We start from the raw sequence: 16145 nt of genomic DNA on the forward strand, positions 1-16145 counted from the left end.
ATTTTGATGACATAAATAAATTAAAGCTCTGGGCGTTGTGTACGCAATAATAACTATAAGCATATGAACTCATTACGGAAAATAAGATGGGCCTGAAAAGAGTTTTAATATTATTCGTCTTGTTTTCAGTCGCTTGTAGTTCTGAGAATACAGACATCCCATCATTGAAATTGGCTGGTGTGAATTATTTGGGGGATCTCCCCACTCTTGTCGCCAGTAAAAATGAGTTATTCAAAAAATATCAGCTTGATGTTGATGTGAGTTTTAATAATTCGGGTAGGCAAAGTCTTGACGATTTGCGTGCCGGAAAAGTTGATTTTGCCTTGGTCTCACCAACAGCGTTTACGCTGGATAAATTAGCTAATGCAAATAATGAACTTCAGAATGATGAGCCCGTTATTCTGGGGAATCTTCTGCATTCCACCTTAATGAATCAAATCCTGACAACCACTAATGGTAAGCAAATTCAGACAGTTACTGATTTGTCAGGAGGACGTATTGGTTTGCCTAAAGGAACCAATTCAGAATATATCTGGTGGGTTTATTCGGTTTTTTATCAGGTAAATACAGATCAGGTAGATATTATCGATTTACCCATTTCAGAATTGGGTAAGGCATTAATTGATGACAAGGTCGATGCAATTGTTACCTGGCAGCCATGGACCAATCATTTTATTGCGGAATATGGTGACCAGCTCAAACAGGTGGAGGGTAGTCATGTGTATAGCGCAAAATGGCTACTGGTAACAACTCGCAAAATAACGGAGCAGAACCCACAAAACTGTCAGCAATTGCTAATGGCTTACGCCGATGCCATCAGTCTTATACACTCAGACACGGATAACGTGATGCAGATGTATAGCCAGGAAATGAGTGAAAACGCAATTTTGGGTCAAAATTATCAGCCAGGATTACATCAGTTAAATTTAAACTGGTCTTTAATTTCAGAATTACATCAGAATATTCAATGGGCTAAGCTCAATAATTTTCCCGGATCCGAAAAACCAACCAATGTGACCTCCTGGTTTGCTCCCGAACCCTTAAAAGCAATACAGCCTTTTTTAGTTAAGATTCCAACGATGCAAACTGAGGAGAACCAGTGATGAAACTGGTTCAAACGTCTATTTTCTTTATCAGTTCATGTCTGCTGGGACTACTATTTTTAATTGTGTTAGGTGCCTGGAGTTACCACCAGGTTGAATTAAAACGCATTGAACTTAATTCGTTTGCAACGTTAAATAACAAAATTGATGCATTATCTGTCGGCAGTGATAATTTATTGATATTTCGGCCTGACGAACGTCTGTGGCAGGTTTTTTTGAGTGATGCGCGACAAATCCAGCAAGATCTTTCAAAACTGGAGCGAGGTAAGTTTAATGCCCAACGGGCAATACGGCATATCGATCAGTTGATTAAATCAGTAGAAGATGCTTATCAAAGTCTTCCGGAAAATACTGACCCCATCATTAATGACTATCAAATGAATCCTCTGTCATTGCCGTTGAGATCAAGATTGCTTATCAACCAGGTTGCTGATCATGGTATTGCAATTGAAAGCTCTATTGATCAATTGATGCAGGAAAATCAGCAAGTTATTGAAAGTCATATAAACCGTATTTTGTTTGTTTTCATGTTATCTACGCTGATCTTTGGTGTGTTATGTGTATTGGCATTCAATATGATTTATCAGCGTATCGCTCTGCCTACCCGAAATCTTATCGATACAATCAAAAAAATATCGCTTAATGACAACACAGCTCGGGCTGAGGTGTTTGGCAAAGATGAAATGGCAGAGTTATCGATGGCTTTTAATGCGCTGCTGGATCAAAAAGATCGCTCAAACCAACAGATCATCCTGCAGCAGAGTGAATTAAAAAAACAAGCTGAATTACTGGAAATTGCTGGCAGAATCACCCGGTTTGGTGGGTGGTCGGTGGATATGAGAACCAAACAGGTTATTTGGTCTGAGATGGTGGCCAACATCCATGGCAAACCAAAAGGCTATAGCCCAACCATTGAAGAAGGTCTTTCTTTTTATATTGCTGAGCATCAGCCACGTATGCAGGAATTATTTACTGCCTGCTATCAGCGGGGAATTCCCTATGATGCAGAGTTACAAATCATTAATTCTGCTGGAACACCGATCTGGGTGCGGACATCTGGTGAAGCTGTTCGTGACCATGAAGGAAACATAATCGGCGTTCATGGTGCCTTTCAGGATATCTCCGAACGTATGGAGCTTGAAAACCGACTGCGCCAATCTCAACGGCTGGAAGCGGTAGGTCAATTAACGGGTGGTGTGGCACATGATTTTAATAATCTGCTCACGGTGGTAATTGGCAACTCGCAAATCCTTACAGAATCATTTGAGGATTCCAACAGACTCAAACCATTAGCGGATATGATTTTACAAGCCGGTTACCGAGGCGCGGAGTTAACCCGCAGTCTATTAGCCTTCGCCCGTAAACAGCCGCTTGATCCCAAGCCAGAGAGTATCAAACAACTTATCGATCAGCTTTGGCCGTTATTGGAACGTGCTGTTGGCGAAGGGATTGTCATCAAGTTTATTGCTGAAGGTCCATTAAAGCACGTCCTTGTCGATGCTGGACAGTTTGAAAATGCGCTGCTTAATTTGTCATTAAATGCAAAAGATGCCATGCCAAAAGGCGGTCAATTAGTTATTGAAGCCAAAAATACCCATTTACCGGAAGAATATGCTCAAAATCATGACATCACTTCAGGTGATTACGTTGTGCTAGCCGTTTCGGATTCTGGCTGCGGTATTGATGCAGACAAACTTGATAAAGTATTTGAGCCTTTTTACACCACCAAATCGAAAGACAAAGGGACAGGCTTAGGGTTGGCAATGGTTTATGGCTTTATTAAACAAAGTAACGGTCACGTTAATATCTATTCTGAGCCTGGACAGGGAACAACAGTAAGACTTTACCTACCAGTTGCAATGGATAATACACCCCAGCTAAAAGCTAATACTCAAGAGTCCATCAACTTACAGATTGGTCATGAAACTATTTTAGTGGTTGAAGATGATCCTATGGTAAGGGAATATGTATTAACTCAATTGACAGCTTTAGGTTATGAGGTACTGTCAGCCGCCGATGGCAAACAGGCAATGGATATTCTGCAATCTGAACAGACGATTGATTTGCTATTAACCGATGTCGTGTTACCGGAAGGATTAAATGGCCGAAAAATAGCCGAGCATGCCCTGAGGCTAAGACCATCATTGCGCATTTTATATACATCAGGTTATACCGAAAACTCTATTGTTCACCATGGTCGACTGGATAAAGGGGTATTACTTCTGTCTAAACCCTATAAGCGTGAAGAGCTGGCCAGCAAGGTCAGAATGGCCCTTGATGGCGAAGGACAAGTCTCACCGGATTAAACTAAATCAAGTTGATCTCTGATAATACAATCCTGACAGAATCTTCAGCCTAGTTGTTGTTTGTATTACAAATATCTATTTTATATTACTCGTCCGTGTTTAAATTTTTTACAGGTATCTGAAAAAATTTCATGACTCTCTCGAAATATTTTTAATTAACAATTATCTAAATTAACCTTGCCAGTTACATATTTAAATCTATAAAACCCTCTAGATAAAATTAATGCCAAGTCTGACGGTTTTCAGTTAATTTTTTTATTTGGACTGGTATAACGGTTGCATAATTTTTTGAGCAGGGAATAACGAGATATTAATGCAATAAATCTAAAGTGTTTTAATTATCCAAATAATTTCAAATTCAGCTTTAGAGTTGATAATGATGACCAAGTTAAGCATTGCTGATTTAGAGTCATCAAACGTATTCCTTGTAAATAATATGACTGATTTTTACTCAGACTATAGAAGACGTTTATTAGGAGGAAGATATGAATAACACGAGAATCCTGACATTTGCTTCTTTGACTTTATTTGCATTGCCAGCAGTCGCTATAAATCCTTACGCGTTAGAAGATGATAGCTGGATCAGTATTAATGGTGAAGTTACCTCTGTCACCGCTGATGCGTTTGAACTGGATTATGGTGATGGGCAGATCACTGTAGAAATGGACGATGGCGACCGTGATGCTGATGGTTACAAGTTAATCCAGGGGGATGAAGTGAGAGTCTCAGGCATGATCGATGATGATTTTTACGATCTGACTACTATAGAAGCCAGCAGTGTTTATGTAAAAAATATTGATACCTATTTTTATGCGAGTGCAATGGATGAGGAGGATATAGGTTATTCAATAATCTCACCCAGTGTAACGGATACAGTAGTGCAGGGGACGATTACCAGCGTAGATGCGAATGGAGAGCAATTTACGCTTGATTCCGGACTTCAGGAGCTGACTGTCGAAGTGGATGAATTGACATACAATCCGCTTGATAATGAGGGATTTCAACAGCTTGATGTAGGGGACAGAGTAAGCGTGCAAGGAAGCATTGATCACGACTTTTTTGAAGGTCGAGTTTTTGAAGCAAACTATGTAACAACCCTTTATAGCGCTTCATAATCGTTTTAAATACACAGGCTATGCTGGCTCAGTCGGCATAGCCTTATTTCAAATGTAATGTCTGATGCTAGTCCGCTATTGATTTATTACTTAGAAATTTTTATGGCAATGCTGAACAAACACCTAAAAAAATTTAGAGGTGATTGTAAAAATTACATGACTTTGTCATTAGTTGTACATGAAAAATTCATAATAGATCTTGAGCATAAGTTTAATGTATTTTGCATTAAAGTCTCGTCAAGCTGCTGATTTTAAATAATAATTTTTTTGAATTTTCCGTGTATTTTATAGTGATAATTATTTTGGCATGAGGCTTGCGAGGTTGTTTGATACAAGGAAAGCATTCGGCTCTTTCTTTGATTTTCTACCTGAATACAAAAATTGCCGTTAAATAAAAAGGAGAATGAAATGTTTAAGCAACTATTTCTTTCAACTGCAATTGCTACAGCTTTTGCTGTTACACCTGTCTTAGCAGATGATCATGAAAAAATGAATAAAGATGATCCTGAGTGGGAACAAAAAGTTAATAAAACTCAGCATGACATGGACAAAAAACATCAGGATAAAGAGAAGAAAATGGACAAAAACCGTCAGGGTGATACAACCACCTATGATGAAATGGATGAAGACATGGACGTGGTGCCTGATGAAGAAGCCTATGATAAGGATAAGGGCGGAAACGATAAGCACCCTGCCCACAAAATGGGTGAGGAAGGATATCCTGAATAAAATAAATTGAACGTAAAATAAAATTCTAAGTTCAATGGGAGCGTAGCGTTTTAATGGAGTAATTAGCTGGTTGATTTCTCAGTGTTGACCAACAAATTTACTAAGGAAGTAACGCTACGTTTTCATTTTTTTTATCAAACTAATTTCTCACCTAAGCATTTCATTTTAACAAATGAAATATGATGTCCTTAAGGCCTTCTAACTTCATATTCTTATTTGATATAAGCCTTAATGCTTTCTTGAGCATTTTGGATAGGAGTTTAAAATGGCTACACAACTCATTAAAATGACTTTTTTTGCCAGCATGATTACGAGTCTGCCTTTACTGGCAGATGAAATGAATGAATTAAAACGAGATAGACAATCCTGTTACTCATAGTAATAATATTTCAAGTACAAATCTAGCCGGGGTACTGTGACACAGGGAGTAATAGGAGCTGAAGCAGATGAAAACTAGAAGCTTGTTCCAGAATGATCCCCCGCTAAGACGAAAAAAGATACTGAGGTCCTAACTTCGTCTATATGATGAGATTACTGATGATATTGAAACATTTGATGCGGATTAATGATTTAGGGCTTGTTTATCTTTCATATCCACCACTGCTGGCGGCTATTTTGTTTTGTGTCCGACAAGGCGGAAAGCACGCAGTGTAGCCTTCCTACATAAGTGATTGACAAATGAGTTGGAATTCATTTGAACAGCTTAGCTGGCCGCGTAGCGGTGAAATACAGGGATGTATTTCATACAACGCAGGCGGCCGCAAAAATAGTCCCAGCCCTTGGGGTTGTGACTGAAAAAGCGTCACTTATGTCCACGGATGAACTGTATGCCGGCGCGCCAGGGAGGCGCGCGCCGGTCTGCGTTACTCGTCACTTATTTAGAATAACTACAAAAACGTCAGGACAAGCAATGTTCCAGACATTGCTTTTGCATACACTCCATCCATGGAGATAAACGTTTTTGAGCGTAAGCCCCAACGGGGTGGGATACATGGATGTATCTCACAAAAGGCGTTCCTCGTACCTTGATTGACGCTTTTTCAGCTCACAACAGAGGCGGAGATGAAAGATAAACAAGCCCTTAGAGTCTGCTCCAATAATTTATTTTATAACTGTTTAAGTGTCTGACAGGCATTATGCCCTTTACTAAGTAAAATGATGTTTTTGTGTATACAGGCATCGTTCCATCCATTTACATTATCAGGAGCGGCCCGTTTGGAAAAAAATTCCAAGTCCACGGCCACTGTATCGGTAAATTGATACAGTTCAATTCGTTCACTCTTCCATTGGCCAACCCAACCATCTTCCGCATTTTCAATCAAGGTTTGGCGTTGATACTGTTTTTCAAACCCTGCCGCTTCCACATCTGCAATCTGGATTAACTGTTCATTAAACGAGATTTTATAGAGCAGCATGATTCCTAGCAGAAGTGTGGCAAAACATAGGGTATTAATAAAATAATCTGTGGTGGTCAGACCAGGATTTTTTGTATTGCATTGGACGCAATTATTGGCAGTTCGTGCTACCTGATATTCACATTTTCTACATTTAACCAGTTTTGCCATTGCAAATTCCCTTTTTATATTGTTGGTCAGAAAGGTCAGCTGGCGAGCTTACGATAGTTATCCAAAATCCAATGCACTCTTTCACAGGCTTGAATGTAATCCACGATCATCGAAACAGGAGGGGATTGGATTCCCTCGATACTCATACGGGTATATTCCAGACTATGGATAAGATTTCCCAATCGGGGATCCAAAACCGTGATTTCACCAATATCAAGCCTGCCCTGTTTGATTGAATCATTGTTTGGTTTGTCAGCGGATGCAGATAAGAAATTGATTTCCTTTTCTAAAACATCCCAGGCTTTACGCATGGAATAAATGGGGAACACGGTGGCTTCTTTTTTCAGTGAGATCCATTCCATCTCTGCTTTGTTTGCATGATTGTTATTCATAATCATTATTCCCAGATGGGTTTATGAAGTTTTACTCAAGTGTTATTTATTGAGTTGTTGTTTGCGTTGAAACAGTTTTTCGCCGAGTAACGCCAAATCAACATCACTTTTCTGCAATAAAGGAAACATTTCGTCTTCTTCTTCTTTAACATGGTGCTCAATGTATTCTGAAAGCACCTTGACTTTGGCATCAAATAATTCCTCATCTGCCTGCATTTGTTGAATTTCTTTGATCAATACCTTGGCACTGTCATGTTCAACCTTAGCTTCATTGAGCAAATCTTTTTCATCTGAAAGTTTTTCACGAAACGCTGGGTAGATAATTTCCTCTTCCAACTGGGTATGCAGTGTCAGTTCTGCACAAATTTGATCGGCCAGCTTTTTCTTATGAACAAACGCATATGGCCCGAGCTCTTCATATTGGGCGAACGCCTGTTTAACTTTCTGATGATCTTTTTTCAGTAAGGTTATGGCGTTGTGCTGTGTCTTTTTTGTATCAGTCATGTTTCTAAACCTTTTGATTTCGGTAGATTACTATCAGTCCTTTTGCAAATTACGTACCCGAGATGAACAAATCTCTGCTAAAGCCTGGTGGGCTTGGATATAGCTGAAAGTTTTATAAGTTTTCAATGAATAAAAGAAAATAAAATATGGGTAAAAATTACTGTCATTACAGAAAAATTTATAGGAATAAATCGAAATTTCCCTTGCGAGGGGGAAACTAGAATTTTCAGAACCTCATTAATGCTTACTCTCAGGGTCTGGCATAAGGATTGCTGATAGTGGTTAATGTGCACTTATATCAAGTGTGAGCTCAACCAGATAAGAATTTCCAAAGTTACTATTTAACACTCAGTAAAACGTAATAAATCTAATGTTGAAAGGATAATCGTAATGACTGAAATGAACTCGGAAGATCTAATCAAAAAGCTCAATAATTTAATTGAACTCGATTACGATGCCATTGCTGCTTATAAAGCGGCGATTGAGCGTCTTGATGACATGCAGTTTAAACAACAATTAGCCGCATTTATGGAAGACCATCAAAACCACATTACGGCTTTAAGTGAATCAGTAAGGCTGGAAGGTGGAAATCCGGCTGATGGCGGTGATCTAAAACAGATACTCACTAAAGGCAAAGTTGTGATAGCTGAACTGGGTGGAGATAAGGCCATTCTTAAAGCAATGAAAATGAATGAAGAAGTTACTAATAAAAGTTATGAAGAAATGGTAGATGAGCCTTTCCCAGGAACAATAAAACTCATTTTACAAAATGGTTTGGCAGATGAAAGACGTCACCGAGCATGGATTAATGCAACCCTTGAACAAATTTCTTGATTACGCAACAACCTCAATTCGTTAACTAATCCTAGCTCTATGGCACAGATTAATGATAAGGAGTAAATACTATGTGGAAAGCACTATTTTTTACCATGACATTAGCTTTCTCGTCGGTCATATTATCCGGTTGTTCCGATGAACAGGATAATCAAATGGGGCAGGACTCTGAGCTGGATGCTGACCCACAGTGGAGCGAGAACCCTTATGGTGATGAAGATGTGGAGGAAATTGAAAACCCTCAATCAGCTGAAGAAATCAACCGCAACAAAGATGATAGCGATTTACCTGAAACACCTCCTTATGATGAAGAAGATAGTGGTTTAGATGAGGCAACTGAACAAGGTGTTGGGCAGCAATATTAAAATTGCTTCACCGGAATCTGACTTATCCAACTAGAACCCAATAAATCATAAAGGTTTATTGGGTTTTCTTTTAAATTAATGAATTTTGGATCCTATTTGGACACCGGCTTGATTCTGCCGCCATGGCTTACCATCGCAAAAAGCATAGTTTTTACAGTCAGCAGTGCAACCTCGGCACGGTAACCGTTTCGATTGTAGGATGTGTTTCAAATTTGGCTCAGATTTACTATTACGCATATTAACGGCTCGTTTAATGATTCGTGATTAAAGTAGCTTTTTCCAGGTGAATATGCCGTGAAAAATTTCTATTTCGGTAGAAAATAAGCTTTTAAATAAAAACCATTGACGCTTATAAAACTGCTTTAGCTTCATCTATGGAAAAGACTATGATGTCTGCAGAATCACATAACGTTAATTTCATCGACATTTCAGCTCTTATAAATAAGGATTTATAACAATGCGTTGGAAGGGAAGACCCAAAAGCAGCAATATTGAAGACAGACGGGCCATGCGTACTTCTGGAGCTGGAGGCTTAGGACGTGGTGGTTTACGATTATTACCGTTGGTTTTTCGATTTCTTGGTGTTAAAGGTACTTTGTTAGTAATTGTCGCTGTGGTTGCTTATGGTTTGTTTACCGGTAATTTAGGCAATATGCTCTATGCGCTAGGACTGGGAGAAAGTCCACCCACCAGCGTTTCCACCGAAACGTTAAATCAAACGCCGCAGGAAAAAGAACTAGTTGAATTTGTCTCAGTAATCCTCGCAGATACCGAGCAGACGTGGAGCAGTATCTTTCAGGAAAATGATGAACAGTATCAGGAGCCTCATCTGGTGTTGTTCAGAGGGGTGGTACGTTCGGCTTGCGGCACTGCCCAGTCAGCAATCGGCCCTTTTTATTGTCCTGCAGATCAACAGATTTATCTGGATCTGAATTTTTTCGATCAACTCAAAAACCGATTCAAAGCACCTGGTGATTTTGCTCAGGCATATGTGATTGCACATGAAGTGGGACATCATATTCAGACTCTGATGGGGATTTCAGAAAAAGTTCATGCTGCCCGCAGCCGGTTAAACGAAACAGAAGCCAACAAACTCTCGGTCAAACAGGAATTACAGGCAGACTGTTTTGCAGGTATCTGGGCCAATCATGCAAATGATCAACGTCAACTTTTGGAAACCGGTGATATTGAAGAAGGGCTAAGAGCTGCCAGTGCGATAGGGGATGATACCTTGCAAAAACAATCGCAAGGTTATGTAAGCCCCGATTCATTTACCCATGGTAGTTCGCAACAACGAATGCAGTGGTTTAAAACGGGATTTGAAACTGGAGATATCGCGCGTTGTAATACATTTGCAAACGGTTAATCCCTTTAGGAAAAAGTTTTTTATTTTAAAAATTACAGCTGCTCTGCTCACCGGATGCAATATTTTGGAAGCTTAAAAGGTAATATTCCTCAGCTTATATTGATAAATATACTGAATACAGGTCATTTTGATTGGTTCGTTAGCGTTTATTGAATGTGATTAATACCAAAAACGGACTGCATAAATGACGGTCAATTACACCTTTTGGATTATTGCTTGCGGGCGCAGATACCAGCAACATAGAATGGCGCGTTTTTTCTTATAATTATTTGGAGTTTAACAATGTCAGAACCCGTTTGGTTTAGAACCGCAGAAGCCACCGTTTTTGCCAGTGAAGATCAAGGCACCGATGCGATGCCGGAAATTTTAATTGGCAGCACCAAAGGTCCGGCAGGCCAGGCATTTGCCAATTTGATGGGGCAGACAGAAGGTCACACCCGTATGTTTGCCATTCGTGCCACCAATCAACAGGTTAAACCGGCAACCATGATCGTGCCTAAAGTGACCATCAAATCGAGCAGTTATGTGGAATTGTTTGGTGGACCGGTTCAGTCGGCGGTGGCCGATGCGGTATTGGATAGCGTTATTGAAGGCGTCATACCAAAAGAACATGCTGATGATTTATGTATCGTGGCGATGATTTGGATCGCGCCAGATGCGGCTGCTAATCCAGATGTTGATCGCAAGGACTTATACCGCACGAATTACGAAGCCATGAAATTGGCCATCAAACGTGCGATGTCAGGTTCACCAACAATTGATGAACTGATTGCGAACCGCAACAAAATCCATCATGAAATGTATGATCCAGAAACGGGTGAATCAGCCTGGTAAGTTAAAGCTGTATTCACTAAAAAACCCTCTTTGTGTGAGCAAAGAGGGTTTTTTTGGTTACAGGACAAGTAATCGTCTATTTAATGCTCGTTAAATAACTTTTCATAAAAGCCACGTTCAAAATCCCGAAGTGGTTTACGCGCAACATTGCGGTTGTCACTATCTGAATGATAATTGGAAAGTAACTGTACAAAGTACAATGACTTGCCTGATTTTGTATTTATTTTTCCAGCCAGATTGTAAACACCATAGATAGAACCGGTTTTTGCCGTTACTTTGCCACTCAATGGCGTATTGATCAGGCTACTGCGGTATCGCAGGGTTCCAGACTGTCCTGATACAGGTAGCGTATCAACCAGTCCCAGTTCCTTATTGCTGAAGATGTACTGGACGACCTGCATTAATTGCTTAGCGGTGACCCTATTGTTACGTGATAACCCTGAACCATCCATGATAATGGCACGAGACAAATCAATACCGGCTTTTTCCTTAAATACCGCTTTGATGGCGGCCGCACCATTCTCATAACTACCAGGTTGTTTGTAATAAACACGACCAACCGTTTTAAGCAGATTATCAGCAATCAGATTATCCGACCGTTTCATCATCAAATCGATCAGTTTCATCAATGGTTCTGATTGATGCAAGGCAATAACGGTCCCATGTGCGGTATCGTCACGAATAATTTTGCCACGTAATCTGATTCCGGCACGATCCAGCTCCTCCTGAAGAACCTCCTTGAGATATAAGGTGGTGTTTTGTACCGCAAGATGAAAATTTACTGGCAAACGATGCGAGCCCACGCATCCATTAAGTGAGAAGTGATTTTTATTGTCGGCAGTCAGCTTGAGATCACAATCAATATTCTGATTTTCCAGGCCTTCGCGGATGATGATATCGTCAGCACTGATACTGATATACGGCGAGCCACTGGCTTTCAGTTCCTTAACGGGCGCTGGAGTAGTGCCCTCAATTTTTCCGTAGATACAGTTACCATTCATCGTAATGCTACTGGACGGGGCACTGTAACAGACACCCATAATATCCCATGGTAAGCCAACAGCACGCTCAGAGGTGTCGAAGGCGCTGCCATTCAAATAGAGGTTTCCATCGATAGTAGTTTGCTTGAGTTTAAGCTTTTCGACCAAAACACGCAGATGGGTACGAGTAAAAGTCGGGTCACCACTGAAATTGATTATGGCATCTTTTTCAGTCGTTTCCATTGTGGTTTCAAACCGAAAATCTTTATCCAGAACCAGGCGAGCTCCGAGACCGGTAATGATTTTTTGCAAACTGGCAGGTTGTTGGAACTGTTCAGCACGTTCAGAGTAAATTTCCTTGCCACTTGCGGTATCGACAACATACAAAGCAATATCTGCACCTTCCGGTGTAGGCTTGCCGTTCAATGCAGGGTCAGAAAAAGTTTGTGTAGCGTGAGTAGAAACACTAAAGAAAAGCAACATTGCCAGGGTGAGATATTTGGTCATACAGTCCAGTGATACATGAGTTTAAAGTTGAAAGATTGCAAAGACTAACATGAAATTCAGCATTTGATTTGAAACAAAAAGCTGTCGTTTTTGAAACTCCCACAACAACAGCGTATGGCAGGTGGACTTTAAGTGTACATTGGTTTGTTTTCAGCTACATTCATCCAGCCTTTGGCTATTCGGTAGATAACCCAAATTGCATTGGCCAGCAGAATGAAAACCCCGATAACAACAGCACTCAATAAAGCACCTATCAAGCCCCACAAAAGACAAAACCAGAAGGTACGGATCTGCCAGCGAAAATGTGACTCAAGCCACGTACCACGCACATCATCGCGTTTGATGTAATTCATGATAACGGCAACCAGGAACGTTAAGCCAACAATAAAGGATGCTGCTTGCAGGGCATAAATAACAATCGTCAGTGTTTTGGCTTGATTTGAATTATCGTTCATAACGGGGTCTGGGGAAGGAGTGGGAATAATTCTGGGTTCAGACATGAAATATCCTTTGGTTATCTGCCTGCAAGGATAAATCTTTTGCAGGCAGATACCAAAGTTTTTATCACATGAAAAGTTAAGTTGGGGAAAGTTTTTATACCGCTGTTTTAATTAGTTTGTTTAATTAGTTAAGCGTTTCGTGAGGAGTGGAGTTGGTGCAGTGTGCACATCCATCAATTAAATGGGCATGGTTGTAAAATTTTCTTCTGGCGACATGTATTGCCGTTTTGCTATCCGGCAGGTCACCCAAATGAACCCGTTCTACCAGAGGTGGCAGGTTAGGGCATCCTTCTGGACACACATGATGAATATCGCATCCGTTGTTAGGTAAGTTAGGATTTGAATCTAAGTAATAACTTGCCATATCGATATCTCCCTGATTTTAAAAACATCTTTGTTTTACGTTAGGCCAATTATTGAACTAACAGGTAAGTCACATAATTATTAATACTCCTATAACTCTATTCAGCGTAAATGAATAATTCCTGTTTTCACAGGAAACTTTACCTACCAGCACCTAAGGAAAACAGAAAACACATGAATTTACAACAGCTTGGAGCCGCTAATTTAGACTCTTAATTCAAAGTTATTTAAACAAAATAACGATTTCCCACAAATAAATGATAACCACGTCACACTTTCTGCGCAATAAATGCTGACAATAATCTAAAAATGATGGCTGCATCACGTTTTATATGGATATAAATCGTTTTTATCGATTGTTTTTGTATAAATAAACTGTTTTACAGGTTAATTCTTTATGAGTATTGTGGCAACCCTGAACAAATAAGCCACTACAACAAAACTATATAGGGATTTAATCATATGAAAACAACCCGTCAAACCGCTGACATTGGTATCGTCGGACTTGCTGTCATGGGTCAGAATCTGGCTTTAAATATGAACGATAAAGGTTTTACCGTTGCTGTTTACAACCGAACAGCCACGAAAGTAGACGAGTTCATGCAGGGCCCTGCAAATGGTTCCAGAATTATTGCCTGTCACGATTTGAAAGCGTTTACTGAATCCTTGCAACGGCCCAGGAGGGTTATGTTGATGGTAAAGGCAGGGGATGTGGTCGACAGCTTTATCCAGCAACTTTTACCGTATCTGGAGAAAGGTGACATTATCATAGATGGTGGTAACTCTTTGTTTAATGACAGCGATCGCCGTACTCAGGAATTACATCAGCAAGGGATTCTGTTTATTGGCAGTGGTGTGTCTGGTGGTGAAGAGGGGGCACGCCATGGACCTTCGTTAATGCCCGGTGGTAATAAAGCTGCATGGCCAGCAATAAAAGATATATTCCAATCAATCTCTGCGCAGGTTGATGGTGAGCCTTGCTGTGACTGGGTAGGAAATGATGGGGCAGGCCATTATGTGAAGATGGTGCATAACGGTATTGAATATGGCGATATGCAACTGATTTGTGAAGCCTATCAGATGATGCGAGAAGGCATGGGGTTGTCAGGTGATGAAATTCAACAGGTATTTGCCGAATGGAATGATGGTGTGCTGGATTCCTATCTGATTGAAATTACTCGCGACATTCTTAAAGTAAAAGAACCTGATGGCAGTTTGTTAATCGATCATATTCTGGATACCGCAGGTCAAAAAGGTACCGGAAAATGGACGGGCATGAATGCGTTGGATTTAGGCACGCCTTTAACATTGATAGGTGAGGCGGTATTTGCCCGTTGTTTGTCAGCGTTGAAAGATGAACGGGTTACGGCATCTCGCGTATTACCGGCTAAGGCGGTTGCTTTTACTGGTGATAAACGTGAAATGATTGATGCCGTTCGGGATGCACTTTATGCCTCCAAAATCATTTCCTATGCCCAAGGCTATATGTTAATGCGTGAAGCGGCGGCAACTTATGGTTGGGAGTTGAATTATGGGGGTATTGCGATGATGTGGCGTGGTGGCTGTATTATTCGGAGCCAGTTTTTATCCAAAATCCGTGACGCTTTTGAGCGGAATCCGAATTTGCAGAACCTATTGCTGGATGAGTTCTTTATTGACGCCATCAGCGAAGCATTGCCGGGCTGGAGAAAAGCGGTCGTTACAGCGATTGATGTTGGTGTGCCGGTACCTACCTTCAGCAGTGCTTTGTCATTTTATGATGGTTATCGCAGTAAACGTTTGCCAGCCAATTTGTTACAGGCACAACGCGATTATTTTGGTGCCCATACATACGAACGACTCGATAAACCCCGAGGTGAATTTTTTCACACCAACTGGACAGGACGCGGTGGAAATATATCTTCCAGCAACTACGATGTCTGAATGTGTTTCACGCCTCAGTGATATGGCTCCTGTCATATCATTGAGGCAGATTTAAGGTGAAATGAGTTTTTTAATTTAAACTTTAAACCGGTATCCCACACCTTGAACGGTTTCAATAAATCTTGGTTGTATAGGTTCTTCACCAAGTTTATGGCGTAACTGGCGTACTAGAACACGTAAATAATGTGTTTCATCCACAAAGCTTTCACCCCAGATGGTCTGGGTTAAAAAACGATGGGTCAGGATATGCCCTGGCTGTTCTGTGAGTAATCGAAGCAACTCGAATTCTTTGCGAGATAAATGAATTATTCTGTCATCCAGTTTGACCTGATATTCCGCTAAATCGATAAACAGGCCATTGATTTCACGTTTACTGTTAGAAGCTACAGTATTGTCACTTATTCTCAGTAACGCTCTAACCCGAGCCATCAACTCACTGATGCCAAACGGTTTGGTGACATAATCATTAGCACCGGCATCCAATGCCTGCACTTTTTCATCTTCGCTGGATCGAACAGACAGAACAATAATCGGGATCTGTGACCATTTACGTAATGCTTTTATAACATCCTGTCCATCCATATCCGGCAAACCTAAGTCCACAATCAACAGGTCAACCTTTTGTTCGACCATAATGGCTAATCCCTGTTCACCGAGCCTGGCTTCCAGCACCACATGATGATGTGTTTCAAGACTGATCCTCAAAAATTTCTTAATCTGAGCTTCGTCTTCTATGAGTAATATTGTGGCCATGTAAAT

At 40.5% G+C, this 16145-nt stretch carries 15 protein-coding genes; 9 read left to right on the plus strand and 6 right to left on the minus strand.

Translation table 11 applies throughout. The features are described from left to right. The first annotated feature begins 86 nt into the window (after nucleotides 1–86). The 4 genes from AC08OG_RS07570 (at nucleotide 87) to AC08OG_RS07585 (ending at nucleotide 5253) form a co-directional block, all read left to right on the plus strand. Nucleotides 87–1103 (plus strand): ABC transporter substrate-binding protein, encoded by a 1017-nt coding sequence (locus AC08OG_RS07570; protein ID WP_292357036.1) that lies wholly within the window; start codon nucleotides 87–89, stop codon nucleotides 1101–1103. After that, nucleotides 1103–3409 (plus strand): ATP-binding protein, encoded by a 2307-nt coding sequence (locus AC08OG_RS07575; protein WP_482930489.1) that lies wholly within the window; start codon nucleotides 1103–1105, stop codon nucleotides 3407–3409. The genes AC08OG_RS07570 and AC08OG_RS07575 overlap by 1 nt, the downstream gene beginning before the upstream one ends. A gap of 485 nt (nucleotides 3410–3894) precedes the next feature. After that, a complete protein-coding gene (locus AC08OG_RS07580) occupies nucleotides 3895–4524 on the plus strand; it encodes a DUF5666 domain-containing protein (protein ID WP_439503283.1) in 630 nt (209 codons plus the stop codon). A 408-nt stretch (nucleotides 4525–4932) separates the two neighbouring features. After that, nucleotides 4933–5253: a hypothetical protein gene (locus AC08OG_RS07585; protein WP_439503284.1), complete on the plus strand. Its 321-nt coding sequence runs from the start codon at nucleotides 4933–4935 to the stop codon at nucleotides 5251–5253. A 1106-nt stretch (nucleotides 5254–6359) separates the two neighbouring features. Here AC08OG_RS07585 and AC08OG_RS07590 read toward each other — a convergent pair. From AC08OG_RS07590 to AC08OG_RS07600, 3 genes are read right to left on the minus strand one after another with little or no spacing between them, the layout of a single operon-like run. After that, the gene (locus AC08OG_RS07590) at nucleotides 6360–6818 is read right to left on the minus strand and encodes a hypothetical protein (protein ID WP_482930490.1); all 459 of its coding nucleotides are present in this window, start codon (nucleotides 6816–6818) and stop codon (nucleotides 6360–6362) included. A gap of 35 nt (nucleotides 6819–6853) precedes the next feature. After that, on the minus strand, nucleotides 6854–7210 hold the full coding sequence (locus AC08OG_RS07595) for a hypothetical protein (protein WP_482930491.1): 357 nt from the start codon (nucleotides 7208–7210) through the stop codon (nucleotides 6854–6856). Between the two features lie 42 nt (nucleotides 7211–7252). After that, on the minus strand, nucleotides 7253–7714 hold the full coding sequence (locus tag AC08OG_RS07600; RefSeq protein WP_292357024.1) for a hemerythrin domain-containing protein: 462 nt from the start codon (nucleotides 7712–7714) through the stop codon (nucleotides 7253–7255). A gap of 390 nt (nucleotides 7715–8104) precedes the next feature. Between AC08OG_RS07600 and AC08OG_RS07605 the strand changes: the two genes are divergently transcribed. The 4 genes from AC08OG_RS07605 to fae all read left to right on the plus strand — a co-directional run bounded on the left by AC08OG_RS07605 (nucleotide 8105) and on the right by fae (nucleotide 11113). Further along, nucleotides 8105–8548, plus strand: coding sequence for a DUF2383 domain-containing protein (locus AC08OG_RS07605; RefSeq protein WP_292357022.1), 444 nt, complete (start codon nucleotides 8105–8107; stop codon nucleotides 8546–8548). Between the two features lie 71 nt (nucleotides 8549–8619). Then, nucleotides 8620–8913: a hypothetical protein gene (locus AC08OG_RS07610; RefSeq protein ID WP_482930492.1), complete on the plus strand. Its 294-nt coding sequence runs from the start codon at nucleotides 8620–8622 to the stop codon at nucleotides 8911–8913. A 457-nt stretch (nucleotides 8914–9370) separates the two neighbouring features. Continuing rightward, complete coding sequence (ypfJ, locus tag AC08OG_RS07615; protein ID WP_482930493.1) at nucleotides 9371–10279, plus strand: KPN_02809 family neutral zinc metallopeptidase; 909 nt, start codon at nucleotides 9371–9373, stop codon at nucleotides 10277–10279. 282 nt (nucleotides 10280–10561) lie between these two features. Then, on the plus strand, nucleotides 10562–11113 hold the full coding sequence (gene fae, locus AC08OG_RS07620; RefSeq protein WP_292357016.1) for a formaldehyde-activating enzyme: 552 nt from the start codon (nucleotides 10562–10564) through the stop codon (nucleotides 11111–11113). Between the two features lie 80 nt (nucleotides 11114–11193). Here fae and dacB read toward each other — a convergent pair whose 3' ends face one another. Together dacB and AC08OG_RS07630 are read right to left on the minus strand one after the other, a co-directional pair. After that, on the minus strand, nucleotides 11194–12600 hold the full coding sequence (dacB, locus tag AC08OG_RS07625) for a D-alanyl-D-alanine carboxypeptidase/D-alanyl-D-alanine endopeptidase (RefSeq protein ID WP_482930494.1): 1407 nt from the start codon (nucleotides 12598–12600) through the stop codon (nucleotides 11194–11196). 128 nt (nucleotides 12601–12728) lie between these two features. Beyond that, the gene (locus AC08OG_RS07630; RefSeq protein ID WP_482930495.1) at nucleotides 12729–13100 is read right to left on the minus strand and encodes a DUF4870 family protein; all 372 of its coding nucleotides are present in this window, start codon (nucleotides 13098–13100) and stop codon (nucleotides 12729–12731) included. Nucleotides 13101–13925: 825 nt separating this feature from the next. Between AC08OG_RS07630 and gnd the strand changes: the two genes are divergently transcribed. Further along, a complete protein-coding gene (gene gnd, locus AC08OG_RS07635) occupies nucleotides 13926–15386 on the plus strand; it encodes a decarboxylating NADP(+)-dependent phosphogluconate dehydrogenase (protein ID WP_292401493.1) in 1461 nt (486 codons plus the stop codon). 75 nt (nucleotides 15387–15461) lie between these two features. On the opposite strand, the gene AC08OG_RS07640 is transcribed toward gnd, so the two are convergent. Further along, nucleotides 15462–16139, minus strand: coding sequence for a response regulator (locus AC08OG_RS07640; protein WP_482930496.1), 678 nt, complete (start codon nucleotides 16137–16139; stop codon nucleotides 15462–15464). Nucleotides 16140–16145: the final 6 nt, after the last annotated feature.

The organism is Methylophaga sp. F7 (assembly GCF_056863975.1).

What these genes read in the sequence shown, in the direction of transcription:
- AC08OG_RS07570 (WP_292357036.1), top strand. Translation starts at nt 87, where the DNA reads ATGGGCCTGAAAAGAGTTTTAATATTATTCGTCTTGTTTTCAGTCGCT.
- AC08OG_RS07575 (WP_482930489.1), top strand. Translation starts at nt 1,103, where the DNA reads ATGAAACTGGTTCAAACGTCTATTTTCTTTATCAGTTCATGTCTGCTG.
- AC08OG_RS07580 (WP_439503283.1), top strand. Translation starts at nt 3,895, where the DNA reads ATGAATAACACGAGAATCCTGACATTTGCTTCTTTGACTTTATTTGCA.
- AC08OG_RS07585 (WP_439503284.1), top strand. Translation starts at nt 4,933, where the DNA reads ATGTTTAAGCAACTATTTCTTTCAACTGCAATTGCTACAGCTTTTGCT.
- AC08OG_RS07590 (WP_482930490.1), bottom strand. Translation starts at nt 6,818, where the DNA reads ATGGCAAAACTGGTTAAATGTAGAAAATGTGAATATCAGGTAGCACGA.
- AC08OG_RS07595 (WP_482930491.1), bottom strand. Translation starts at nt 7,210, where the DNA reads ATGAATAACAATCATGCAAACAAAGCAGAGATGGAATGGATCTCACTG.
- AC08OG_RS07600 (WP_292357024.1), bottom strand. Translation starts at nt 7,714, where the DNA reads ATGACTGATACAAAAAAGACACAGCACAACGCCATAACCTTACTGAAA.
- AC08OG_RS07605 (WP_292357022.1), top strand. Translation starts at nt 8,105, where the DNA reads ATGACTGAAATGAACTCGGAAGATCTAATCAAAAAGCTCAATAATTTA.
- AC08OG_RS07610 (WP_482930492.1), top strand. Translation starts at nt 8,620, where the DNA reads ATGTGGAAAGCACTATTTTTTACCATGACATTAGCTTTCTCGTCGGTC.
- ypfJ (WP_482930493.1), top strand. Translation starts at nt 9,371, where the DNA reads ATGCGTTGGAAGGGAAGACCCAAAAGCAGCAATATTGAAGACAGACGG.
- fae (WP_292357016.1), top strand. Translation starts at nt 10,562, where the DNA reads ATGTCAGAACCCGTTTGGTTTAGAACCGCAGAAGCCACCGTTTTTGCC.
- dacB (WP_482930494.1), bottom strand. Translation starts at nt 12,600, where the DNA reads ATGACCAAATATCTCACCCTGGCAATGTTGCTTTTCTTTAGTGTTTCT.
- AC08OG_RS07630 (WP_482930495.1), bottom strand. Translation starts at nt 13,100, where the DNA reads ATGTCTGAACCCAGAATTATTCCCACTCCTTCCCCAGACCCCGTTATG.
- gnd (WP_292401493.1), top strand. Translation starts at nt 13,926, where the DNA reads ATGAAAACAACCCGTCAAACCGCTGACATTGGTATCGTCGGACTTGCT.
- AC08OG_RS07640 (WP_482930496.1), bottom strand. Translation starts at nt 16,139, where the DNA reads ATGGCCACAATATTACTCATAGAAGACGAAGCTCAGATTAAGAAATTT.